The sequence below is a fragment of the Ruegeria sp. CDSA241 genome, assembly GCF_059611265.1.
In genome coordinates this window covers 47,290-70,874 of record NZ_JBXWPF010000007.1, presented here as the reverse complement: position 1 = coordinate 70,874, position 23,585 = coordinate 47,290, and the positions used below count along the sequence as shown (strand labels likewise).

The window sequence follows — 23,585 nt, the reverse complement described above, 5'->3', positions numbered from 1 at the left end:
CGCCCTGCGGCGCGACGTTACGCTGATATGACCGACCGCGACCCGATCTGCCCCCTCTGCGACCGGCCGATCCCCGATGGGAACGGCAGCCAGCACCATCTGATCCCAAAACTGAAAGGGGGCAAGGGCGGTCCCACGGTTTTTCTGCATGTGATCTGCCACAAAGAGATCCACGCCACCCTGACCGAAGCGGAACTGGCGCGGGATTTCAACACGGTTGAAGCTTTGCGCACCCACCCTCGTCTTGAGAGATTCCTAAACTGGGTCCGCAAACGCCCCGCCGGGTTTCGATCGAAAGTGCCAGGAAAACGGCGTGGCCAGTGATCAACCTGGCAGGACCGGGTCGCCAAAGGCATCATGGCCGGGCTGGGCCAGGCCCTGCATCTCGAGCCCGCGGAAATCGGGAGTCCGAACAAACGCGGCCCCGGCGGTGTGCTGAAACTCAAGCGTGGTATAGGGGCGTTTCCAGAGCCATTCGCGGTTCTCAACAGACCAAAGGTCGGCATTAGGGGGAACCTCGTCAGTGAAAGCATAAAAGTGCAGATCGAACCCATATTGTGCCACATCCTGCACAGATAGCAGCTGCATCCCCTGTGCACGACAAAAGGCATCCTCGGCCGCGATATTCCCGGTGCGCAAGGTGATCTGTCCAATACGCGCATCCGCGAAAGGGGTCTTGGGATCGGCGATACCGTCCGGGCGATTGCCACGGAAATCGTGTTGCAGCAGTTCGATCACGAAACCCTCGGGATCAGTCAGGTGGCACATATAGCCGATATCCAGAAACTGGTCCGGCTCTGAAACCTCGATGCCTTTTTCGCGCAAAAAAGCGGCAGCCAGATCAACATCCGGCAGGGTGATGCCGATCTTCCAATATCTCTGGCCCCGATCATGTGTGTACCCGCCGCCGCCCGGCATCAAAAGCAGATCGGCATCCTGCCCGACATATCCCAATCGCAGGCTTGCGCCATGCCGGCGTGCAGTCATACCCATTGCATCCCCGTAAAACTCGGCAAGACGATCCGTGTCAGCCACGCGCAGACGCAGGGCAGACAACCTCATGAACATAACCGCGCGATACCGGTCGCAATTTCAGGATTGGCGGCGACGCTGTCAGCCACCAGATCAAGGGAGGTCTGCATCAGGTCTTCAGGTGCAACCACGCGATCGACCAGCCCAAAGGCATAAGCCTCATCCGCAGTGATCTTTTGCCCGGCCATCAAGATCATCTTTGTCCGAGCCGGACCGATCAGGGCCGCCATGCGTGCGGGATCAGAGGGTTGTGGCAGAAAACCCAGCTTCATCACCGGATAAAAGAATTTGGCTTCCGGTACGGCAATGCGGATATCGCAGGCCAGAACCATGCCATTGGCCCCACCAGCCAGCGTTCCATTCAGTGCGGCAACCGTCAGGCAGGGTAACGCGGCGATAGCAGCCGACAACCGCTCCCACAGATCCGAGGTCGCCAGGCCGGCGCGCGCCTCTTCCAGATCGGCGCCGGCGCTGAACACTTTGCCAGCCCCGGTCAGGATCAGCGCACTTGCGCCGGTCGCGGCCTCGGCAATCTCGCACAGCTCGGTCAGCATCGCACCGGTCAGCGCATTTGCCTTGTCGGGGTTGTTGAGCGTGACTGTCCACAGCCCGTCCGCCTTGTTCAATTCAATCACGTCAATCCAACCCTTTGCCGAATATCCTCACGTCGCAGCGAAATTTCGGTGCCTAGAAACTCATCCGCGTCTGACGAACACATCCACAACAGCGCCCGCGCCGGCCAATCGGCGGGGATATGATCGGTCCAATCCAACTGGCTGACGGCGTTGATCCCGCTGGCCTTGATGACCCGCTGCATATCGGTTGCAACCGTGCCGGGCGACAGGCCCATGGCGCGGATCCCATGGGAGGATTCTTCAAGATGCAGACATTCCGTCAGCATCTTGGCCCCTGCCTTCGAGGCGCAATAATGGCTCCAGGCCTCGACTGGGTTCGACGCCGCACCGGAAGAGACCGTCAGGACAGTGCCGCCACCCGCGGCACGCATGACCGGCAGCGCGGCGCGCATTCCATGAAATACGCCCTTGAGGTTGATGTCGATCGCTTTACCCCAGGACGCGACATCGGCGCTGGATAAATGGAAAATCGGGTCAATGACACCAGCATTGCCTATCAGAACATCCAGCCCGCCAAACTTGTTTACGCACTCTGCCACGGCCAGCTCGACCTGGGCGAAGTCACTGACGTCGCAGGCCAGTGCAATAGCGTTTTCACCAAGCGACGACGCCAGTACCTGAATTTGATCCCGATTACGCGCCACTAGCACGACATTAGCCCCTGCTGCGGCAAATACGCGCCCTGCCTCGGCCCCGATGCCGCGACTGGCCCCAGTGATCAGTACGGTTTTCCCCTGCATAAGGTTCCAGTACCTCCATTGTCCTGAGAATTAATGAACCTCTATCCTGCGAACGGGGAATGGGTCCAGCCCTTCCCCCTTGACGCCCGCCGCCACCGGCATCACCATGCGCGCAAATTTGATCAAGAAGGGTTCTATGATGTCCGTTTTTCTCCGCCGCACCTGCGGCGCAGTTCTGGCCTACACTGTCATTTCGCAGGGGGCGCTTGCCGACGTTACTCCACAGGAAGTCTGGGATGACTGGCAGTCCTATCTGGCGCAGATGGGCTATACTGTTTCAGGTGACCAGACAGATACCGGCAATGGTATCACCATCGAAAACCTGACGATGTCGATGGACCTCCCGGAAGAAGAGGGATCGTTCAGCATGGCCATGCCTGAAATGACCCTCACCGACAATGGCGACGGTAGCGTCAATATTGGTGTCCCGGAAAGTTTCCCCATGACCGTCACCGGCAATGTCGATGGTCAGGACGAGTCATTTACAGTCGATATCGAATACGTCCACAGCGGGCTTGTTATGACCGTCTCTGGCGATCCGGATGATGTGACTTACGATTACTCTGCAGACAGCCTTGGAATCAAACTGGGTAACATCGAAGTCGACGGTGAAACGTTGCCGCCCGAAGTGGTTGGTGGCTACCTTGAAATGGCAGATGTGAGCGGCAGCTCGCAAATGAAGATCGGCGAAAACCGCGATATCGACCAAAGCTTTACCGCATCAGAGATGACCTACAGCTTGGCATTTCAGGATCCCGAAAGCGAAGACGCCGGGAAATTCGACGGCACGCTTGGCGATCTGGCCTTCGACGGCACCAGCATTATCCCTTCAGATTTCAATTTCTCTGACCCGCAGGCATTCTATGACGCTGGCTTTGCCTTCTCGGGTCTCTTTACTTACGGATCGGGCCAGTCTTCGATGGCGGGCAGCAGCGAAGGCGAAGACTTTTCGATGGCCAGCGAATCCGAAGGTGGACGGCTTTCCGGCAGCATCGACGCGAACCGAATTGCTTATGACGTCGAACAAAACAGCGCCAAGATTGCTGTAACTACGGCGGAACTGCCCTTTCCAATCGAAATTGCCATGGAAAGTGGCGGTTTCAAGTTCGAATTCCCGGTACAGGAATCCGAAGAGATTCAACCCTTTGGGCTGGCGATAAACTTGACGGACTTCACTATGTCAGACGTACTGTGGAGCATTTTTGACCCCGCAGCCGCCCTGCCACGCGATCCGGCCACGATTGCGCTGGACCTTTCCGGTACGGCCAAAGTGCTGACCAACTTCTTTGACCCCGAGGCCGTAGAGGCGCTTGAGTTTGCGGACGAAGCGCCGGGTGAATTGCACTCTCTGACAATCAACGAGTTGCTGGTCTCTATGGTCGGTGCGGAACTGTCCGGCGATGGCGACTTCACCTTCGACAATTCCAACACTGAGGAACTGGGCGGTCTGCCGACGCCCGCTGGCGTTGCGAACCTGCAACTGGTTGGAGCGAATGCCCTGATCGACACTCTGATCGGTATGGGTCTGATTGCCGAGCAAGACGCAATGGGCGCGCGAATGATGATGGGTCTCATGGCAGTGCCAGGGGAAGAGCCCGACACGCTGAATTCGACAATCGAGTTCAAGGAAGATGGTCAAATTCTGGCCAATGGACAGCGCATCAAATAAAAGAAACAGGGAAGGCGGCCCGGCTGCCTTCCCTTTTACGACGAGCGCCGGCGAACACGCCGGAACAGCACCGACCCACCGCTGCTGACACGTTGATCGTAGGCAAACCCAAGTGCCGAAAGATGATCGAAACAAGCCTTGATCCCATGCAATCCGATCTTACGGGTGTGGACCTCAAGATAGACTTTCTGGACATTCACAAGATCGACCCCGTCGAACAGAAACTTCTCGCCCCCTTCGATATCGACGATCAGCACGTTGGCTTCAAAGTCCCGCAGAATTTCTGACAGAGGACGTTCCGGCACGCTGACCTCACTGACATAGTCCGGATCAGGGTCCAGAGATGAGGACCAGAACGGTTCACGTATGTAAAATCGGGCGGTTCCGGGAACCCGTGTATCGCCGAGAGCAACCGCGTTCACCACCTCGACATTCGCAATGTCATTTGCCTTGTGGACACGGCCGATGAATTCACACAGCGTCGGGTTCGCCTCGATGCACTTTGCGTGGCGTACACCAAGTTGTGTCACCAGATAGGACGAGATGAAGCCGATCCCAGCGCCCAGCTCTACCACTCGATCCTTCGCGTCGATGAATTTCGGCAGACCGGTCACTTCGTCTTTTTCGTAACGCTCGGCCAGGATTGAACGCTTGACCTTAGGCGTAATGATCTGCGGATCATCGGGGATCGTAACCCCGCGCAGCGATAGATTGTTCTGCATGTTCTGGCCTGCCCGTTCTTCCTGCCCAGTCGTCTCATTCTCATCCACTTGGATCAACTACTAACCTACGGCTACGGACAAAACAGCGGAATTATTGCAGCCACATGCGAAATTCGCCTTTCTGGCCTTTCTGCAAAACCCCGAAAATGACCGCAGGTCTTGCGGGACGGACGGGCGGACGATAGGTCCAAAGAAACAAGACCGGAGGCCACATGATGCGCACACCCGAAGAGATCAGCCAACACCTGCTGGATGCGGCTCGTAAGGCCGGGGCCGAGGCCGCGGATGCCATTGTGCTGGAGGAGTCTTCGGTCTCGGTCGAGGTACGATCCGGTGCGCTTGAGGCCGCCGAACGGTCCGAGGGTACCGATCTGGGGCTGCGGGTGTTTCTGGGCCAAAGACAGGCCATCGTCTCTAGTTCAGACAGCCGGTCCGAAACTCTGACAGCCATGGCCGAACGCGCCGTCGCTATGGCCCGCGAAGCCCCCGAAGACCCGTTTACCGGCCTGGCGAATGAGGCTCAGTTGATCCGGGATTGGGACATTCAGGCATTGGAACTGTGCGATCCCGCGCCGGAGCCCACTGCTGAAGATCTTCTGAATGATGCGCTGGCGGCGGAATCTGCGGCGCTGGCGGTTGAAGGCGTCTCACAGGTTTCGGACGCCGCGGCCGCCTATGGTACCCATCGGGTGCATCTGGCAGCCACAAACGGCTTTTCCGGCGGGTATGAGCGCAGCAGCCGGTCTACCTCCTGCGTAGCGATCTCGGGCCAAGGTACCGGAATGGAGCGCGATTATGACGGCGACAGCCGCACCTTCCAAAGCGATTTGCGCAACCCGGACCAGATTGGCCGGACCGCAGGCGAACGTGCTGTTGCGCAGGTTGGCGCGCGCAAGCCTGCAACAGGCGTCTATCCGGTTCTGTTCGATGAACGGATTTCATCTTCGTTGATCGGGCATCTTCTGGGCGCCAGCAACGGTATCTCCATCGCGCGCGGCTCGTCCTGGTTGTCGGATTGTCTTGGACAACAGGTTCTGCCGGAACATCTTTCGCTGATCGAAGACCCACATCGCCGGCGCATGTCCGGGTCGCGCCCCTTTGATGCCGAAGGCCTGCCCACACAACGCCGGGCGATCATCGAAAACGGTGTATTGACGGGCTGGACATTGGACCTGTCCAGCGCACGCAAGCTCAAGATGGCCTCGACAGGAAATGCTACGCGGGGCGTGTCTGGGCCTCCGTCCCCAAGCAACTGGAACCTCAGCTTGACTCAGGGCGAGCGCAGCCGTGCAGAGCTGCTGCGCGATATGGGTACTGGATTGTTGGTCACGTCGATGATCGGATCGACCATCAACCCCAATACCGGGGATTATTCCCGTGGTGCCTCGGGGTTTTGGATCGAGAATGGCGAGATTACCCACCCGGTCAACGAATGCACCATCGCCGGGAACCTGCGCGATATGCTGCTGCGGATCATTCCGGCCAATGACGCCCGCCCCTATTTGTCGCGCGTGGTTCCATCGCTGCTGATCGAGGGAATGACACTTGCCGGCAACTGACCTGCCCCTGCTGATTGAAGCCGCGCGCGAGTCCGGAAAGATCGCAACCCGGTATTCCGGGTCAAAAGCACAACGCTGGGACAAGCCCGATGGCGCAGGCCCGGTGACCGAGGCTGATCTGGCCGTGAACGCGATGCTCGAACAGCGTTTGCCCTCTGCCCGACCGGGTTACGGATGGCTCAGCGAAGAGACCGAAGACACCCAGCACCGCCTGTCCCGGGACCGGGTTTTTATCATTGACCCGATCGACGGCACCCGTAGCTTCACCGAAGGTTCCTCGACCTGGGCGCATTCTCTGGCTGTGGCGGAACACGGTCAGGTGACGGCGGCGGTCATTTACCTGCCCTTGCGTGACCTGTTGTATGCGGCGGCCAAGGGCCAAGGGGCCACACTAAACGGCGCGCCGATTGTCGTATCGGACACCCAAGACATCACGACGGCCGAGATCCTGGCCGCGAAACCCAATCTGGACAGCCGGCACTGGTGTCAGGGCCGGGTTCCTCAATTCCGTCGAAACTATCGCCCGTCGCTTGCCTATCGGTTGGCATTGGTCGGGCAGGGTCGCTTTGACGGAATGTTGACACTGCGCCCCAGCTGGGAATGGGACATCGCGGCAGGGGATTTGATCGTCCAAGAGGCAGGTGGCATATGTACGGACCGGCTTGGCGCCCCACTGCGCCTTAACAACCCACATCCGCGCCTGAATGGTGTCATCGCGGCAAACCCGCCATTGCACCGGCAACTGGCGGATCAGATTGACCCAGACAGTGCGGGCATTGCGCCATGAGCAAACCGCGATCCCTTAGTCTGGCGGCCTATCGCGTGCTTTCGTGGGGCGTACCCGGCAACGGGGACCAACCCTATGTGCCCCGACCATCAGGAGATCTGATCTGGATTCACATTGCCAACCCGGGTCGCCTTCACGCGATGATGGATTTCTGCCACAGACTGCTGCAGTCGCGCCTGGGCCTGTCGGTTGTCCTGTCGGCCCCACCCGAAGCGGACCTGAGTCAGTGGGACTGCGCGAAATACATACTTGTGAACCTACCTTCGGAACAAACCGGCGCCGCGCGGGTGTTTCTGGACCATTGGCGCCCGAATATTGGCATTTGGGTTGGCGGCGGGCTGATGCCCAATGTGATTACCCGTGCCCACGAGCGCGAAGTGCCGTTGATCCTGATCGAAGCTGAAATCGACCTGAACACCGCGCGTGGGACCCGGTGGCTGCCCGATATCAGCCGGTACACTCTCGATTGCTTTCAACGAATTCTGGCTACCAGCAACGAAACGGCCCGGCAGATCCGCAAACTGGGAATCGCCTTCACCAAGGTCAGCGAGGCGCCTCCTCTGCTGATAAGTCCGAACCCTTCTCCGTGGCCCGAAGACGAACTGATCGAAACCAATCACGCCTTTTCAAGCAGACCCATATGGCTTGCGGCCTGGGTGAAGGATAAAGAGTTCATCTCGGTCCTCAGCGCCCACCGTCAGGCCATGCGGATGCTGCCCCGGTTGACCTTAATCCTGCATGTCGCCGACATACAGGAAGCCGCCCCACTGCATCGGCGGCTCGAAGCCATGGACTTGCGCTGCATCAACTGGGACGATGGCGGCATGATTGAAGATACCACACAGGTCGTCTTGTCCTCGGACCCAGAGGATTTGGGCTTGTGGTACCGTGTTTCGGCAGTGTCCTTTATCGGCAACTCGCTCGAACGGGGCGACGGGGGACAGGATCCGTTTGGTGCGACCGCCCTGGGATCGGCTGTCATACATGGCCCACATGTTGACCAGCATCAGACAGCCTACGATCAGCTGGACCAGGCAGGCGCCGCTTTGACGGTCAGAACCGCAACCGAACTTGGGGATGCCGTGGTAGAGTTACTTGCGCCTGACCGCGCGGCGGATATGGCTTTGGCAGGCTGGCAGATCGTGACCGACGGCGCGCCGCAATCAGATCAGCTGATCGAACTGGTACAGGACTATCTGGACGAACGGAGCACCGACGATGCGGGCACCTGACTTTTGGAACACCGCTCCGGATCAGTTGGACCTCAGGGCCCGGCTGCTGTCCCCATTGGGACGGGTTTATGCGGCGGCGACAGCCCGCAGGCTGGCCTCGGAAACAGGTTTCAACGCAGGCGTCCCCGTTATCTGCATTGGAAACCTGAATGCAGGCGGGACCGGCAAAACACCAACCGTGATCTGGATGATCGAACAGCTGCGGGACGCGTGGCATCAGACCCATGTTGTCACCCGAGGCCACGGCGGCGCACTGACAGGACCTGTGCGCGTCGATCCTGGCAAACATACGGCCGCAGAAGTCGGGGATGAACCGCTGCTGCTGGCCGCATTTGCGGATGTCTGGGTGGCCAAGGACCGCGCCGAGGGCGCAAAAGCCGCAGCCCAGGCCGGGGCAACCGTAATCCTGTTGGATGACGGGTTTCAGAATCCCTCGGTCGCCAAGGATTTCTCGGTCATCGTGGTGGATGCCGAGCGGGGGTTCGGCAACGGATTGTGCCTGCCTGCGGGTCCACTGCGGGAACCGGTCGATGTGGGGCAGCAACGGGCCGATCTGGTGCTGTCGCTGGGCGGTACAGACGCGCAGACACAGTTCGCCGCCCGCTGGGGGGGAAATCTGACGGTTCCACATGCGACCGGTGCGGTCGAACCGCTGCAGACAGGAATGGATTGGACGGACACGCCGGTTCTCGCCTTTGCCGGTATCGGCCATCCGGAGAAGTTCTTTGCCACCCTGCGCCAACAGGGCGCCAAATTGCTGCGGGCCGAAGCGCTGGACGATCACCAGCCCCTGACACCGGCCCTGATGACACGGCTAGAGAATGAAGCACACCTGCTCGGCGCTCAGATGGTCACGACGGAAAAAGATGCGGTCCGCCTGCCAGCCGCCTTTCGCAGCAAAGTCATCACCCTGCCCGTCCGGCTGAATATGGACGAGGGCGACCGGGTCAAACAGTTGCTACTGCAGGTCGCGCCTTCGCCCTGAAGGCGGCCGGCCCTGACAGGCCGGTCGTGTTTGGATTTAGCTGCCCAGTTCGGCGTCGATCAGCTTTTTGAATTCTTCGTAAGACTGATTGTCGACCTTCTTGCCGTTCACAATAAAGGATGGGGTTGCTCTGATGTCGTCGCGCTCGGCGTTTTCCTGATACCAGGCCACCAGCGTCTGCGCACGCGTTCCGTCCTGCAGGCAGGCATCAAGCTGGTCGTTGCTGATTCCGGCCAAACGTCCGATCTTGCGCAGCTCGTCCACGATTTCCGCAGGTCCTCCGGCGCGAGTCCATTTGGACTGATCCTTGTAGATCAGATCAGAAATGCCGAAGAACTTCTCGGGGCCGCCGCAGCGCGCGACCATCGAGGCCCAAAGTCCGTATTTGTCAAAATACACCTCACGGTAGGTGAATTTGACCTTGCCGGTGTCGATATAGTTCTTCTTCAGCTCTTTATACGTCCCCTGATGGAAGGTCGCGCAATGGGGGCAGGTGTAGGACGCATATTCGACGATCTCGACCGGCGCATCCGCCGAGCCCTGAACCATTTCGATGATGGTCGAGGTATCCAGATCGGTCTGTTGTGCCTCGGCGCTGCCAACCAGCGGGTTGGACGGAGTAGAATTCGACTGCGTCAGCCAATAGCCGCCTGCGGCTATGGCGATGGCGGCGCAGATTCCGGTTGCAATACGGCTCATGAATCAGCCCTTTCTCAGCATTTTTGCTTGGATAAAACGTTACGGCCCAGACGTTCAAGGGCTGCGCGCAGATCGCCATCATGGACACCCTGCGCGGCCCGGTCTGCCTCGGCTATGATTTCTGGTTTGATTGTGGGTTTCGCCTGTTTCGGCTTGTGGTCGAAACTGGCCTGCCCCTCGGCAAATCCTGTCGGAGCTGTCTGGGTGATGCGCACCCGGCTGATGGCATTATAGCCATAAACCGCATTCACCTTGCCGCGCAGCTGTTCCTTTTGCATCTCAAGCATCGGCGCCTGCGGACCGGTGGTCAGCACCGTCAGCGTGGCCCCCATACCGCCCTTGCCATAGCCCACGTTAACCGGCCGCGCGATCGAGGCCACATCCTGTCCGACGATCTCGGCCCAATGGGTCAACAGGCGTGAAACGGCGAATCCCCGGCTTTCCCCGGCGCGCCTGATCTGGCCGTTCAGCAATGTCGCAGTACGTTTAAAGCCGCGTGTCGAAGAACGTCTGGGCTGCATCTGGTTTCCAACTCCTGTCTCTCTATTGTAAAGGGCAGAACACCGGGCGCCAGCGAAACCCGACAAGGAGATATGTAAAACTTGCGTGACACCCACGAAATTGACTTCAGCAATGAGTTGCTGGCCTGGTACGACCGCAATGCCCGTGAAATGCCATGGCGCATCGGTCCTGCCGATAGGTCTTCCGGAATGCGTCCTGACCCCTATCGGGTTTGGCTGTCCGAAGTCATGCTACAGCAGACAACTGTGGCAGCGGTGCGCGACTATTTCCTGCGGTTCACATCCCGGTGGCCGACAGTTGAATCACTGGCCGCAGCGCCTGACGAGCAGGTCATGGGAGAATGGGCCGGTCTGGGATATTATGCCCGCGCCCGCAATCTGCTGAAATGCGCGCGCGTTGTGGCTGAAAGTCATGATGGCTGTTTTCCCGACTCACACGATGAGCTGCTAAACCTGCCGGGCATAGGCCCGTATACAGCCGCCGCGATTGCAGCCATTGCCTTTGATCGTCCGGAAACCGTGTTGGACGGCAATGTCGAACGTGTCATGGCCCGCCTATACGACATTCACGATCCGCTGCCGGGGTCAAAACCACAACTCAAGCAACGGGCAGCTGCATTGACCCCAGCGGTGCGTCCGGGCGACTATGCACAGGCCGTGATGGATCTGGGTGCGACTGTCTGCACCCCAAGATCCCCGGCATGCGGGATATGTCCAATGCGCACGCGTTGCCGCTCCCACGCGGCGGGTACCCAGGCCGATCTGCCCCGCAAAACACCGAAAAAGCCAAAACCCACACGTTATGGCCATGTCTACATCACCCAGACAGCGGACGGGGCGATGTTGCTTGAACGCCGCCCAGACAAAGGGCTTTTGGGCGGTATGCTGGGATGGCCGGGATCCGAATGGTCCGATGCGCCGTCTGACACCGCGCCGTTTGCGGCGGACTGGCGCGTTCTACCGGGCGAAGTGCGCCACACGTTCACGCATTTCCACCTGATCCTGCAGGTTTGGGCAACCTCTTTACCGCCCGGTGCGGCACCGGAGGACATGATCTTGCTTGATAAACATGCCTTTCGGCCCAGCGATCTGCCGACGGTCATGCGCAAGGCATTTGACCTCTGGCGCAACCAGTAACACATTATGCTGAAACACGACCTACGGATAGTCTGTCCCGCGTCGACCGGAGCTTTTGATGATCGCATCTGAAACATTGACTCGCTGGCAATCCACCCTTCCATTCTGGGTCTCGTTTTTGCTGATTCCATTGATTTGGGCCACGGCCTTTGTGGGTGGCTGGTGGGTCTTGCTGGTGCCGCTTTCAACATGGTGGATATTTGCCGCGCTGGATCAGCTCACCGGGCTCGACCTCGAAAATGCGGACCCAGATACGCCGGACAGCATGTTGCGCTGGTATATCCTGCTGACCAAAGCCTGGGTTCCGGTACAGTTCCTGACCCTTTACGGGCTGCTTTGGTATGTGACGCACAGCTCTCACCTGTCTTCACCAGAAAAGATCGGCCTGTTCTTTGGCATGGGTGTGATCTCGGGGACGATTGGAATCAACTACAGCCACGAACTGATGCACCAGAAGGGCCGACTGGAGCGCGGGCTTGGCGACATCCTGCTGGCCATGGTCTTGTACTCGCACTTCCGGTCCGAACATTTGCTGGTTCACCACCGCTATGTCGGAACCCCGCGCGATCCGGTAACAGCACGATACAACGAAGGCTTTCATCGCTTCTATCCGCGTGTTCTGTGGCAATGCCTGGCCTCCGCCTTTCATGCCGAGCGCGAGAAACTGGCGCGCAAGAACCAACCCTGGACTGACCGCGCAAACCCGTTCTGGCGGTATTGGATGTTACAGTGTGGTATGCTGACCCTGGCAGGTTTGATTGGAGGATGGTCCGGCCTTGTCCTGTTCCTGATTCAGGCCGGCGTCGCCATCTGGCAGCTTGAACTGGTGAACTATGTCGAACATTACGGGCTGACCCGAAAATATCTGGGCCAGGGGAAATACGAACACGTCCTGCCCTGTCATTCGTGGAACGCGTCGCAAAAAGCGTCGAACTGGCTGCTGATCAATCTACAGCGCCACTCGGACCATCACTACAAACCCAACCGTCGATTTCCACTGCTTCAACATCACGATCAGAACACCGCACCACAACTGCCCTACGGATACCCAGTGATGACGATCGCCGCGATGATCCCACCGCTCTGGCGGCGTGTCATGAACCCCCGTGTGCGGGATTGGCGGCGCCGGTACTACCCCGAAGTCACAGACTGGCAACCCTACAACAAGTCACAAAACCCGATGCCAGGGTCCTGACCGCAGCGCGCCTCGGCGCGCTGCCCGGCCCAACGACTGGCCCTGCGTTTTTGATGCATGGTCCATCGGCCAGAGAGCCCTGAGCTACATCACCCAGATATCCATCGGATATTCGACACCGCGCACAGGGTGGCCCTTGTTTTCGGTAAATTCGGCTGTCAGTTCGGAGGCACTGCTCCCTTCCTGCTCAAGCTGCAGGCGCACCGCATCACTCAGCACGATCCGGGCCTGCAGCTCGCGGGTCATTGCCTCAAGTTTCGCAGCGACATTTACCGCATCACCGATCACAGCAAATTCCAGACGGTTGGCACCAATATCCCCCAGAACAACCGAGCCATAATGGACACCGATGCCAACATGAATCTCGGGCTCTCCGGCACGTCTACGTTCTATGTTCCACCGGTCAATCACAGTCACCATGCCGCGCGCGCAGGATACCGCGTTGGTCGCATCCAACGGTGTCGTCACCGGGGTCCCGAAAGTTGCCATAAGACCATCGCCTAAGTACTTGTCCAATGTCCCATGATGGCGGAACACTTCGGCCTCCATCCTAGCATGAAATCCACGCAGCACCTCGATCACGTCATAAGGATCACGACCCGCCGCATATTTGGTGAACCCCACAATATCGATGAAGAGCACTGCGACATTCTCTTTTCGCACCTGTTTGAGCGGATCGTCATTTTGGCTCAGTTCCTCCACCACATTTGGTGAGAAATATCGCGACAGGTTCGCTCGTTCCCGTTCCAACCCAGCATTGGTCATCAGCAAATGATTGAGCCGCCGCATCGACACGCCCAGCGTCACCGCCACCATCAGGAACACAATCACTTGCTGGATTCGGATCGAAGATCTGAAACTATTTGGATCCAACATCTCGGCTACATCCGGATACCCCTGCAAGGCCTCGGCCACTTTCTCACTTATGCCGGGGATCGGAACCGCAACCCACCAGGCGATCACCCATCCGGTAGTCCAGATTATTGCAGTCCATGTGCCTATGGCAATCACCGTGCGCCAGGAATAGGCCATGGTTCCTGCTGCAAGAATGACGAAGAAATACTGAAAGTTGTCAAACCGGAATTGCATCGCCAACGGGCGCACATCATCGCTGAACGGGTTGGGAATGATCATCCCCAAAGTCATAATCAAAAGGTCAACAAAGATTAGTAGCAACTCTGTCCGAGATTGCCCCACACGGCCTGCCCGTCGGATCATCCAACCATTTGCGCAAATCAGCAAAAGGATGAAATGATACCAAAGGACCTCCCAATGCGGGTTCAGGTAGATCAGCAAAAGGCCAGTCAGACCCATTGCGATCCAGCGGGCCCGGACAGCAAGCTCCAGCCCCTCGCGCTTGTGCCGTTCCAGCGCAGCTTCGGTGTATTTATTCTCGATTTCTACTTCGTTCGGACGGGTGAAAAAGAACCGCCTAGCCCGAGGTTCGCTGGCTGCTGTGTCCGACATTGCGAAAGCTCCTACACTGCGCCGATTGCTTCAATAGGCTCATATCGGAACTCATCAGGGAAAGAAACAAAAGACCCCGCCGTTGATCGGCGGGGCAAGGCTTAGTGCCTTGTGTCAGGCCACAGGCACCGGCGGTATTGGTCTATCAGTTGTGCATCTCGGACCGGATCTGCTGACGCAAGACGTCGATCGGCACGGTTTTGCCGTCGCGCTTGAAGCACCAGTAGGTCCAGCCGTTGCAGGAGGGCGCATTCTCGAGATGGGCACCAACCTGATGGATCGAACCCTTGATATTTTGCCCCACCAGTGTCCCATCGGCGCGGACCTTGGCCTTGTGACGCTGGTTCATGGAATAGAGTTCCTCGCCCGGGCGTAGCATGCCGCGTTCGACCAACTGGCCAAAGGGCACGCGTGGCTCGGCGCGTTTGCTGGCGCTGACCTCCAGCGCCTCGCGGTCGAATTTACGCACTTTCGCGATGCGCTTTTCGGCCACTTTGCGATAACTTTCTTCGCGCTCAATCCCGATGAATTCGCGACCCAGCATCTTGGCCACGGCCCCTGTAGTCCCGGTGCCAAAGAACGGGTCCAGAATAACGTCACCCGGATTGGTTGATCCAACCAGCACGCGGTGCAGCAATGATTCCGGTTTCTGTGTCGGATGCGCCTTGTCGCCGTTTTCATCCTTGAGCCGTTCATGGCCAGTGCAGATCGGCAGCACCCAGTCGCTGCGCATCTGGACGCCTTCGTTCAACGCTTTCAGTGCCTCATAGTTGAAGGTGTATTTCGCCCCTTCACGCTTGGAGGCCCAGATCATTGTCTCATGCGCATTGGTGAACCGCTTGCCACGGAAATTTGGCATCGGGTTCGATTTGCGCCAAACTACATCGTTGAGGATCCAATACCCAGCATCCTGCAACGCAGACCCAACACGGAAAATGTTGTGATACGATCCAATCACCCAGATCGCGCCATTGGGCTTCAGCAGGCGATGGGCCGCCTTCAGCCATTCCCGCGTGAACTGGTCGTAGACGCCAAAGCTGGAAAACTGGTCCCAGTGATCATCGACTGCATCCACTTGGCTGTTATCGGGGCGGTGCAGTTGCCCTTTCAACTGCAGATTATATGGGGGATCGGCAAAAATCAGGTCAACCGAAGCCTCGGGCAGACTGTTCATCACTTCGATGCAGTCCCCGGATAGGATCGTGTTTACAGGGAGCGCTGTCGCGCCCTTTTTGGTAGTCGTTGTCATATCGCTGCCTCAAGTTCCACGGCGCTTATGCGCTCATTTGGTTGAGACAAGGATGAGTCAAAGACGATTCGCCGTCAATTTCTTTTTTGAATCAGCGGCTTACGATTTACTCTTGATACAACATATTGTGGACGGGCTTGAACGAAACTCTATGGTGAGGGGTCACACCAAGATTTCGCAGCGCATCCTTGTGTTGTTTTGACGGATAACCGGCATTTGTCTCCCAGCCGTATCCCGGATGCTGTTGCGCCAAATCCACCATCAGTTGATCGCGCCAGTTTTTGGCAAGGATCGAAGCTGCGGCGATCGACACGGAATGGGCATCGCCTTTGACCACTGCCTGCGCCGGAATGGCCAGTCCGCGCGGAATCATATTTCCGTCGATCAACAGATAATCCGGGGGGGGATCCAGCGCCGCCACCGCGCGCTCCATCGCCAGATGCGAGGCACGCAAGATGTTGTGCTCATCAATCTCGGCCACCGAAGCCTCGGCCACCGCGAATTCGGCGCAGCCACGCAGGGCAGTATCCAATGCGGCCCGGCGCTTGGCCGACAATTTCTTTGAATCATTCAATCCTTCGGGCATGTCCGCAGGATTCAGGATCACTGCAGCAGCCACAACAGGACCGGCCAGCGGCCCCCGCCCAACCTCATCGACGCCGGCAATCCGCAGATATCCCTGCGCAAGCGCGGCTTTTTCAATCTCATAATCCGGTGTGGTCATGTTTTGGGAAAATCCTGTTTTCCCCCATTGCGCAAGAAAAAAGAGAGGACAGCAATCGCTGCCCTCTCCGACGTGATGCTTCTAAGGCACCACTCCTGCTCGAACCGTGTTACTTGTAAACGACGCGGTATCCCTGTTGGCGCAGGCAGGCGGGTTCATAGGCCCGCTTGACCTTATTGCCATTCCAGAAACCGACCTTGCACTTTTTGGGCAGGCTATTGGCGTATTTGTAGTGCTTATCCAGGCAGCGCGTCCCCAGAAGCGGGCGCTTTTTGCCATAGCCCTTGAAGGTTTCCAGGCACCTTTGCGGCAGACTATAGCGCGCAACGCGCTCGGGCAAGGGACGGATATGGTTCGGCCGATGCCTGGGGGTCCTCTGGATGTGCTGTTTGGGGGCCTGATACACGTGGTTGTAGTTGCGGGTAACCTTTTTGCTGTCACCTTGCTTGTCAAAATGATGGATGGCAGCGCCAATCAAGGCAATCGCCGCCAGCCCGCCAAGAATATCTTCTGCATCAGCGGCACGGGCCTGGGATGCAGAAACGCCGGTAATTGCGACTGCAGAGGCAATGATCAGAGCGATGAATTTCTTATGCATGGTGCTGTCCTTTCGGGTACTCGGTGGACGTGATGACAGTCCGTAAATTCGATGACCCGACATTGGGGATGTCCCCTTCAGACAAGCAATAACGCCGTTTTGTTATCTGATATCAGACCGCGAAACCCCTTTGCGTTATTGAATATCAACCAAAGCCATGCGCAGGATGCGGCCTATGAAACAGATCCTCTCTTCTCTGGCCATCGGGGCCCTGATATCGCTTGGTTCCATGGCGTCAGCAGCGGACTGCTATGCCGATTACAAGGCCAAGCAGGACAATCCGTTGCGCCTGCATTATGGCGTCATGCAGGTTTCGTCCTGCGGCAAAGGAAAAGCCAAAAAAGAGGTCGCGCAACGGCTGCGCGGCTCGGGCTGGACCCTGCTGAACGTCATGTCCGTTTTTGGACCGGAAGGGTTGGATAAAAGGAAGGCCAATGCCGGAAAATTCTATCTCCGTTACTGAGGCACGGCGCTCGGGCGTCAGGTTGGTTGGCGCGGGCATCACAGTAATCGTTGTCATACTTGTGGCCTCTGCCGCCTTTCTGTTGTGGACATTGCCAGATGCAAACGCGTTCAATGCCCGCGTCGAACGTCTGTTCGTCGAGAGTGATCTGACCTCGCAGACCGAGATTCGCCTACTCGAGATTCTGGCCCAGTCCGGCACTGCCTTTGCCGATACATTGTCCAGTTACCGCATGGTTATCTTTGTTTTGCTGGTTTTCGCCACTGCAATGCTGATTGCTGCGCTGGTGTTTCTGGTCATGCTGGTGCTGTTGAACCGACGCATGGCACAGATTGAGCGCACTGGGATTCAGGTCACTTCACTTTTGATCAGCCGGGAAGAGAATACCGTCTATCTCAATAACATGGATTTCAAACTGACAGCGTCGGCGATGGAAACCCTGTCAGTTCTTGCCGAATCCCGGTTGGATGACGAGGTTCTATCCGGCATTCAGATCGAGGCGATGATTTCCGGCAAAAGCACAGCTGATTGTGACGAGGCTGCTGGCGCGACGCGGATCAAGCGCCTGCGCGATGCTTTGGGCAATCAGATGGTCAGCGAGTTGCTGGTCAAGAACATTGCTAAAAAAGGCTATATGTTGTCGATCGAAAAAGACGTCATTCAGATGATTTGATATTGGGAAAATCCTGCTCTGCCCCTTGGAAAACACGGATCAAACGCCCATCCTATAAAGACCCGTGCCGGGGAGGATGATTATGAACGTTCACGTGACTCCAAATATCAAAGGCTATGGGATCTCGGTCGAACCACTTGTCGGCCGTATCGCAATCTACCGGGATGAGATCCTTCTGGCTGAAAGCTTTGATGCCAAGGTAATGTACGAAACTCGGTTGCCGCCGATGATCTACATCCCCCGTCAGGATGTACATGTCGATCTCAGCGATGAGACCGAACTTCAGACATTCTGCCCGTTCAAAGGCACCGCCACTTACCACGATGTCGTTCTGGCGGATCAACGATTGGCCAACTCCGTCTGGGCCTACGAGAACGCCCTGCCCGAAAGCGCCGCGATCCAGGGCCATATCGGCTTTATGCCCACCGCATATACGCGGATTGAGCTGGGTGAAAACAACCTGCGCAACCCGGAAGACGGCAATATCAGCGGGCCGCTGATTGATTGGCTGATGCGGGGGGCCAGTGATCTAAGCACGCCCGAAGCATTCACCAAAGCGCTGGCCGAGAAGATGCTGGAACATGGAATTGCCATTCAGCGCCTCAGTATCCTTGCCTGGTCCCTACATCCGCTGATCGCGGGCAAACACTATATTTGGGAAAAAGGTGAGGCCGAGATTTCGACCAATGTGCCCACCTATGAAATCCACGACCACCCCGCCTATATCAACAGCCCTCTGCGCCACGTGTCCAACGGTATGGGCGGCGTGCGCCAAAGGCTGAATGACGAGAACCCTCAGCACAGCTTTCCAATCATGGAAGACCTGCGCGCCAAAGGGGCGACTGACTATGTCGCGATGCCCCTGCCATTTTCAGACGGGCGCACCAATGTCTTGACGCTGACTTGCGATCACCCCGACGGGTTCACAACGGCCAATCTTGGGCTGGTGTTCGAATGCTCCTCGGTGATTGCCCGGTTCTACGAAGTCTTCATGCAGCGCGAAAACGCCCAGGTATTGCTGGAAACCTATGTCGGAAAGCGGACCGGAGCGCGTGTCCTGGGCGGAGAAATCCGTCGTGGCGACGGGGATGAGATTGATGCAGCCATCATGTTCTGCGACTTGCGCAATTCTACCCTGTTGGAAGAAAAGCTGGGCCGCGCCGCCTATATCAATCTGCTGAATGACTTCTTTGAAACGGTCTCGGACATCGTCGACGAAAACGGTGGTGAAGTTCTGAAATTCATCGGGGACGCTGTTCTTGCTGTATTCCCGGCAGGCGAAGATTCTGCTTTAGCCCGCGAAAACGCGCAGCGATCAGCAGTTGGAATCGTTGAAAGGTTAGGAGAGCTGCGCAAGTCTGGGTCCGACATGCATTGCGATTGTTCGATTGGCGTCGCCTATGGGCGCGTAACCTACGGCAATATCGGGTCGCGCGAACGGTTGGACTTCACCGTGATCGGACAAGCTGCGAACGTCGCCGCCCGACTTGGGGAATACAGCAAGATCGTAAATCACAGGATTGTTGTGACCAAAGACATCGTGCCGGCCTGTACAGACGCTTTGCCACTTGGAGAGGTCAAGCTGCACAACGTGTCACAACCCGTGTGCTCATACGCGCTCAAAACCTCGGCGGACGCGATTCTGAACGGATAGTCGCGCGAAGTTGCGTTTGATACTCACGCATCTTGCGATAGGGACAGCATTATCCGCCCAGCAGAAGCAACGCGGTTTGGGCCGGGGAAATTGTGCTTTGAAGCTGCGTGATCTGACTGCGCGCAAGGTATCTGTCGGTCAAATCCCCGATCGCCTCTTCATCCGCGAACTGCGCTAAATCGTCAGATCCAGTCAGGTTCGACAACCTATCCTTGAACACCTCAAGCTGCTTGTCGATGTCCAACTGACCAAAGCTTGAGGGCAGCCCAAGCGCCGTCTCCATCATCTTTCGCAACGGCGGAAGGCCCATCAAGTCGAACCATTTCGTGTCACCACTGCTGTCTTGCGATGCCAACTCAGCCAGCGCATGTTGTGCATACAGGGATATGCGCATTGACTCGTCCTGTTCACCCACGGCGACCTCAAAGCGTGAGGTCACGTTGTCCCGGGCAATATCCTCCATAAATGTCGAAAGAATGGTTCTTCGAATTTCGCCAGGGCCCAGTCCAAATGCCTCAGAGAATTCACGGTATCTTTTATCAGATAGGCGATTGGACAATGCATCATCTGCGCTCGTTCCATCTGACAGGATTTTCTGGATGAAATAGCGGTTGTCGATGTCGCTCTCCAGACCAAATGCGCCCAAGGCAACCTGTAGCAGCCGGCGGTCAGAAACCAGATCTTCAGCCGTCTGAACCTTGCCGATGTTTTCCCGGAAATACGTCGCCTCACGCTCATTGACCGACGAAGAGGAAAAGCTGTTCAACTGGCCTTCGTAGGTGCGTTGAAGGAACCGCCAGCCTACAATGCCACCTGAGGGTATGACCGGCTGAAAGGTCATTGCTGGTAGGCCATGAGGCGCTCTTCTCGCGGTAGCAGAGCACGCAGGGATTTAAGGCATTTGTAATACTGCTCGGCCAACAAGGCTTCGGTTGCCTCGGCCAAAACTCTGCGGCTGTCCGCATCCGTAAACACTTGGCTCAACTCTTCCACCCGACGCAGCAGTTGTTGGCGGGCGCTTTCAGCTTCCATGTCTCCAGACAGAACCAGTTGCGTCGCATAGCACACTCTGCGAACGGGTGTGTTCACCTCATCAGGATGTATCGCATCGCGCAAACGCAGGACATTTGCCTGTGGTGTCATGATTGAAAACCGACTTCTACGATCGCCGTTTTCCACAACTACACCATTAATCAGCACGCGTTCTTTTGGTGCTAGCTTCAATACCAAACCCGCCATCAATTCGCACCCATTTGCCGAAGACCTTTAAGAACGGCCATGTTTATTTCCAGAAGGGGCTCTACCGAAGCCTTATTGCTGAGTATCTGGCTGCTGTGCTGTTCGGTGAACTCAGCTAGATAGAAAATCCGGGCGCGAAGGTCATTCGGCAAGGCGTTATCGGAATCGGCGACCCCGTTTGCCAACACAGACCAAAGCCTCCGGTTTTCATGCAAAGCCTGAACAAACGCTCCAAAGTCGGTTTTGTGCCGCGCGGCCGCAGCCTTCAACCGATGCGTGATCTTGGAAATCGCCTCATATTCCGTATCACGCGGTGTGCGCGTCGGAGCAGCGGTCTGCGCATAGACGCGTTGTGCAAGAGTTTGCGGTGTCACTTGAAATCCTTCCAAAAGGCCGTCTTACGGCGGTCAAAGCCGGGGCGCGTCTCCACGCCCCGGCCAGGGTCCTGAACTTAGCGGAACAGAGACAGGATCGACTGCGGCGCCTGGTTGGCAATCGACAACGACTGCGTTGCCAGTTGCTGCTGTACCTGCAGGGCCTGCAGACGGGCCGAAGTTTCTTCCATATCGGCGTCAACCAGCGCTCCGATACCGGACTTGAACGAGTCAGAAAGATTCGAGATGAATTCTTTCTGCGTTTCGATCCGGCCCTGAGACGAACCAAACGCCGCAGATGCATCAATGGACGTGTCGATCAAGGTTTCGATAGTGCCCAGCGCCGCCTGAGCACCAGCATCTGTCGAAACATCAATCGAAGCCAACGCCCCCAGGCCACCTGCATTGGCATTGGTGAACTGCGCCGAGATAGTAACGTCCCGATCAGCGTCGGCGCCAGCCGTCGCAGCACCGGTTACAAATGTCAAAGTGCCCGGGTTGGCCGAGTCATAGTCGATTGCGACACCCGTGATCCCCAAGGAATCGATCTGATTTTTCAGGCCAACGGCAACAATGGCATCCGTATAAGCGGCGTCATATGTTCCAGATGGGTCCAGATCAGCAGCTTGCACCGTGTAGGACGCAACCTTGTCACCAATAGTGATCGAGATCTTGTCACCAGCAGCAAAGTTGTCCGTTGAACTGTCCACCACGATGTCGCCGGTTCCACCAGCTTTGTCCATCGTGAAGCCCGCGGCGTCATTGTCGGTTGTGACGTTGTCCGAGCCGGCCAGAACACCTTTGCTGGCATACCCACCTGTGGACAGGTTCTGCGAGGCCACCGAAATCGAAGATGCGGTTACGTTGCCACTGGAGTCACGATCCAGAGACGACAGGATCGAGGCTGTACCCGCCGAACCGTCAACCAGGTTGAGCCCGTTAAACTGCGCCGCTCCAACCACCGATGCGATCTGATCTTTAAGAGCAGTCACGTCGTCATTGATTTTGCCGCGGTCAACGTTGTCTTCCTGTGCCGCAACGATCTTCTCTTTCATCTGGGACAGCAGGTCAGTGACTGTCTCGGACGCATTCCGGGCCACCGCAACGGTCGATTCACCCAGTGCCAAACTGTCTTTGATGGCGTTGAACCCCTTAACGTCCGACTCCATGACTTTGGAAATCGCCCAGACGGCTGAATTGTCCTTGGCTGTGGCGACGTCCTTACCAGTTGAAATCGCGTTCTGGGTCTGCGCCAGGTTCTTGTTGACCGATTTCAGGGTTTGCAGCGCAACCATTGCGCCGTTGTTTGTCAGAATGCTGGACATAGCTTTCTTCCTTTTCCGTTCGGGCCTTTTGCGCCCTTGCTTACCCCGCAACATGTACGGGCTTTGACGTCTTTCTGATCACTGCGACCCGCCGTCGGGCTGTTCGCGCCATCTGAGTTTCCAGATGCAGGATCACCTTTGACGCCGATCTCCTAACGGAGTGCTAAGACTCGAAAATCAGAAAGCTCGGATTTGATTCAATCCTCGCGCTAGGCCCGCTTTTCCAGCTTTGCGTGACTGCGAACGGTAAAATCGCTGCGTTGCCCATCCGCTCCATAAGTACTGAATTCCTGACGCACTCGGCGCAGTTCAGCCATGCGCCCGGCAACCGCCCGAATCCCTTCGGCCGCACTGTTCAGCAGAGCCTGATTCCGGTCGACTTTCTTTTGAACCCCGATCAGTTCATCACTATCAATCACCTCAAGATCATTGATCGCACCGATCAGCTTTTCCTTTTCCGGGACCATGTGATTCAACCGATCCAGATCCCCGGTCACCAAGGCGTTGCGTTCAAGGTCCAGAACTTCTTCAAGAGATTTGATCAGGTCATGTTCAGACTTGTTAGGCATTGGTATTCTCCTTCATGGACTGAAACAGGATTTCGGACAGGCCAACACCGCCGGACCTGGCAAGCTGCAGTGCCTGCTGCTGAACAAGAAACGATGAAAACTGGTCTTCACCCGCACCGCCGCCGAACGAATCTCGGGATTCGCCCAGACCTGCGGACTTAAGCATTTCAGACAGGAACGCCGCCTCAAGCTCTACCGCAGCATCTTTCAGCTTTTGCTCAACAGACAAGGGCTGCGGCGCCGCTGGAATACCAGATAGCTTCATCGCTTTCTCCGAAAATTGCATCGAACTTTCTGGATCAAATATGAAAGCGGTTAAAATAAACGTAACTTCCTG

At 57.1% G+C, this 23,585-nt stretch carries 27 protein-coding genes; 11 read left to right on the top strand and 16 right to left on the bottom strand.

Translation table 11 applies throughout. From position 1 onward, the window contains the following. Positions 1–27 precede the first annotated feature (27 nt). Positions 28–324: an HNH endonuclease gene (locus AC2FJV_RS08215; RefSeq protein ID WP_496713353.1), complete on the top strand. Its 297-nt coding sequence runs from the start codon at positions 28–30 to the stop codon at positions 322–324. Here AC2FJV_RS08215 and AC2FJV_RS08210 read toward each other — a convergent pair whose 3' ends face one another. Genes AC2FJV_RS08210 through AC2FJV_RS08200 form a run of 3 tightly spaced genes read right to left on the bottom strand, consistent with a single transcriptional unit; the run spans position 325 to position 2,407 of the window. Further along, positions 325–1,062 (bottom strand): VOC family protein, encoded by a 738-nt coding sequence (locus AC2FJV_RS08210; protein WP_496713351.1) that lies wholly within the window; start codon positions 1,060–1,062, stop codon positions 325–327. Further along, the gene (locus AC2FJV_RS08205; RefSeq protein WP_271949654.1) at positions 1,059–1,667 is read right to left on the bottom strand and encodes an enoyl-CoA hydratase/isomerase family protein; all 609 of its coding nucleotides are present in this window, start codon (positions 1,665–1,667) and stop codon (positions 1,059–1,061) included. The genes AC2FJV_RS08210 and AC2FJV_RS08205 overlap by 4 nt, the downstream gene beginning before the upstream one ends. Further along, a complete protein-coding gene (locus tag AC2FJV_RS08200) occupies positions 1,664–2,407 on the bottom strand; it encodes an SDR family oxidoreductase (RefSeq protein ID WP_271949652.1) in 744 nt (247 codons plus the stop codon). The genes AC2FJV_RS08205 and AC2FJV_RS08200 overlap by 4 nt, the downstream gene beginning before the upstream one ends. 139 nt (positions 2,408–2,546) lie before the next feature. Between AC2FJV_RS08200 and AC2FJV_RS08195 the strand changes: the two genes are divergently transcribed. Continuing rightward, positions 2,547–4,076 carry a DUF2125 domain-containing protein gene (locus tag AC2FJV_RS08195; RefSeq protein ID WP_496713349.1) on the top strand — a complete coding sequence of 510 codons (1,530 nt, stop codon included), beginning with the start codon at positions 2,547–2,549 and terminating at the stop codon, positions 4,074–4,076. A 35-nt stretch (positions 4,077–4,111) separates the two neighbouring features. Here the strand turns inward: AC2FJV_RS08195 and AC2FJV_RS08190 are convergent, their stop codons facing one another. Then, complete coding sequence (locus tag AC2FJV_RS08190) at positions 4,112–4,846, bottom strand: FkbM family methyltransferase (protein ID WP_496689934.1); 735 nt, start codon at positions 4,844–4,846, stop codon at positions 4,112–4,114. A 164-nt stretch (positions 4,847–5,010) separates the two neighbouring features. On the opposite strand from AC2FJV_RS08190, the gene AC2FJV_RS08185 reads away from it, so the two are divergent. From AC2FJV_RS08185 to lpxK, 4 genes are read left to right on the top strand one after another with little or no spacing between them, the layout of a single operon-like run. Next, positions 5,011–6,357, top strand: a complete 1,347-nt coding sequence (locus AC2FJV_RS08185; protein WP_496694173.1) for a TldD/PmbA family protein — start codon at positions 5,011–5,013, stop codon at positions 6,355–6,357. Next, complete coding sequence (locus AC2FJV_RS08180; protein ID WP_142637123.1) at positions 6,344–7,144, top strand: inositol monophosphatase family protein; 801 nt, start codon at positions 6,344–6,346, stop codon at positions 7,142–7,144. Before AC2FJV_RS08185 ends, AC2FJV_RS08180 begins: the two co-directional genes overlap by 14 nt. Then, positions 7,141–8,376, top strand: a complete 1,236-nt coding sequence (locus AC2FJV_RS08175; protein WP_496694174.1) for a 3-deoxy-D-manno-octulosonic acid transferase — start codon at positions 7,141–7,143, stop codon at positions 8,374–8,376. The genes AC2FJV_RS08180 and AC2FJV_RS08175 overlap by 4 nt, the downstream gene beginning before the upstream one ends. After that, entirely contained in the window at positions 8,363–9,361 is a 999-nt protein-coding gene (gene lpxK, locus AC2FJV_RS08170) for a tetraacyldisaccharide 4'-kinase (RefSeq protein WP_496694175.1), read from the top strand. The genes AC2FJV_RS08175 and lpxK overlap by 14 nt, the downstream gene beginning before the upstream one ends. Positions 9,362–9,397: 36 nt before the next feature. Here lpxK and AC2FJV_RS08165 read toward each other — a convergent pair whose 3' ends face one another. Both AC2FJV_RS08165 and AC2FJV_RS08160 read right to left on the bottom strand, forming a co-directional pair. Next, a complete protein-coding gene (locus tag AC2FJV_RS08165; protein ID WP_271949636.1) occupies positions 9,398–10,060 on the bottom strand; it encodes a DsbA family protein in 663 nt (220 codons plus the stop codon). 14 nt (positions 10,061–10,074) lie between these two features. After that, positions 10,075–10,581 (bottom strand): DUF721 domain-containing protein, encoded by a 507-nt coding sequence (locus AC2FJV_RS08160; RefSeq protein WP_496713347.1) that lies wholly within the window; start codon positions 10,579–10,581, stop codon positions 10,075–10,077. A gap of 81 nt (positions 10,582–10,662) precedes the next feature. Here AC2FJV_RS08160 and mutY point away from each other — a divergent pair, with 81 nt between their 5' ends. After that, on the top strand, positions 10,663–11,718 hold the full coding sequence (gene mutY / locus AC2FJV_RS08155; RefSeq protein WP_496713345.1) for an A/G-specific adenine glycosylase: 1,056 nt from the start codon (positions 10,663–10,665) through the stop codon (positions 11,716–11,718). A gap of 58 nt (positions 11,719–11,776) precedes the next feature. Next, on the top strand, positions 11,777–12,913 hold the full coding sequence (locus AC2FJV_RS08150; protein ID WP_496677844.1) for an alkane 1-monooxygenase: 1,137 nt from the start codon (positions 11,777–11,779) through the stop codon (positions 12,911–12,913). 84 nt (positions 12,914–12,997) lie between these two features. On the opposite strand, the gene AC2FJV_RS08145 is transcribed toward AC2FJV_RS08150, so the two are convergent. The 4 genes from AC2FJV_RS08145 to AC2FJV_RS08130 all read right to left on the bottom strand — a co-directional run bounded on the left by AC2FJV_RS08145 (position 12,998) and on the right by AC2FJV_RS08130 (position 16,951). Next, positions 12,998–14,380, bottom strand: a complete 1,383-nt coding sequence (locus AC2FJV_RS08145; RefSeq protein WP_496713343.1) for an adenylate/guanylate cyclase domain-containing protein — start codon at positions 14,378–14,380, stop codon at positions 12,998–13,000. A gap of 145 nt (positions 14,381–14,525) precedes the next feature. Continuing rightward, positions 14,526–15,629: a site-specific DNA-methyltransferase gene (locus AC2FJV_RS08140; RefSeq protein ID WP_142637139.1), complete on the bottom strand. Its 1,104-nt coding sequence runs from the start codon at positions 15,627–15,629 to the stop codon at positions 14,526–14,528. Positions 15,630–15,735: 106 nt separating this feature from the next. Then, on the bottom strand, positions 15,736–16,353 hold the full coding sequence (gene rnhB / locus AC2FJV_RS08135) for a ribonuclease HII (protein WP_496694180.1): 618 nt from the start codon (positions 16,351–16,353) through the stop codon (positions 15,736–15,738). A 109-nt stretch (positions 16,354–16,462) separates the two neighbouring features. Then, positions 16,463–16,951: a hypothetical protein gene (locus tag AC2FJV_RS08130; protein WP_142637143.1), complete on the bottom strand. Its 489-nt coding sequence runs from the start codon at positions 16,949–16,951 to the stop codon at positions 16,463–16,465. 175 nt (positions 16,952–17,126) lie between these two features. On the opposite strand from AC2FJV_RS08130, the gene AC2FJV_RS08125 reads away from it, so the two are divergent. The 3 genes from AC2FJV_RS08125 to AC2FJV_RS08115 all read left to right on the top strand — a co-directional run bounded on the left by AC2FJV_RS08125 (position 17,127) and on the right by AC2FJV_RS08115 (position 19,741). Next, entirely contained in the window at positions 17,127–17,414 is a 288-nt protein-coding gene (locus AC2FJV_RS08125; RefSeq protein ID WP_142637145.1) for a hypothetical protein, read from the top strand. Beyond that, entirely contained in the window at positions 17,386–18,087 is a 702-nt protein-coding gene (locus tag AC2FJV_RS08120) for a winged helix-turn-helix domain-containing protein (protein WP_496689945.1), read from the top strand. The genes AC2FJV_RS08125 and AC2FJV_RS08120 overlap by 29 nt, the downstream gene beginning before the upstream one ends. 82 nt (positions 18,088–18,169) lie before the next feature. Further along, the gene (locus AC2FJV_RS08115; protein WP_496689946.1) at positions 18,170–19,741 is read left to right on the top strand and encodes a DUF427 domain-containing protein; all 1,572 of its coding nucleotides are present in this window, start codon (positions 18,170–18,172) and stop codon (positions 19,739–19,741) included. 49 nt (positions 19,742–19,790) lie between these two features. On the opposite strand, the gene AC2FJV_RS08110 is transcribed toward AC2FJV_RS08115, so the two are convergent. From AC2FJV_RS08110 to AC2FJV_RS08085, 6 genes are all read right to left on the bottom strand, one after another. Beyond that, positions 19,791–20,582, bottom strand: coding sequence for a DUF1217 domain-containing protein (locus AC2FJV_RS08110; RefSeq protein ID WP_271949615.1), 792 nt, complete (start codon positions 20,580–20,582; stop codon positions 19,791–19,793). After that, positions 20,579–20,980 (bottom strand): flagellar biosynthesis repressor FlbT, encoded by a 402-nt coding sequence (gene flbT, locus AC2FJV_RS08105; protein ID WP_271949613.1) that lies wholly within the window; start codon positions 20,978–20,980, stop codon positions 20,579–20,581. Before flbT ends, AC2FJV_RS08110 begins: the two co-directional genes overlap by 4 nt. Further along, complete coding sequence (gene flaF / locus AC2FJV_RS08100; RefSeq protein ID WP_496694182.1) at positions 20,980–21,354, bottom strand: flagellar biosynthesis regulator FlaF; 375 nt, start codon at positions 21,352–21,354, stop codon at positions 20,980–20,982. Before flaF ends, flbT begins: the two co-directional genes overlap by 1 nt. 77 nt (positions 21,355–21,431) lie before the next feature. Continuing rightward, entirely contained in the window at positions 21,432–22,679 is a 1,248-nt protein-coding gene (locus tag AC2FJV_RS08095; RefSeq protein ID WP_496713341.1) for a flagellin N-terminal helical domain-containing protein, read from the bottom strand. Positions 22,680–22,888: 209 nt separating this feature from the next. Beyond that, complete coding sequence (locus AC2FJV_RS08090; RefSeq protein WP_281973048.1) at positions 22,889–23,248, bottom strand: flagellar biosynthesis protein FlgN; 360 nt, start codon at positions 23,246–23,248, stop codon at positions 22,889–22,891. Beyond that, positions 23,241–23,513, bottom strand: a complete 273-nt coding sequence (locus tag AC2FJV_RS08085) for a rod-binding protein (RefSeq protein WP_496694183.1) — start codon at positions 23,511–23,513, stop codon at positions 23,241–23,243. The genes AC2FJV_RS08090 and AC2FJV_RS08085 overlap by 8 nt, the downstream gene beginning before the upstream one ends. Positions 23,514–23,585 lie beyond the last annotated feature (72 nt).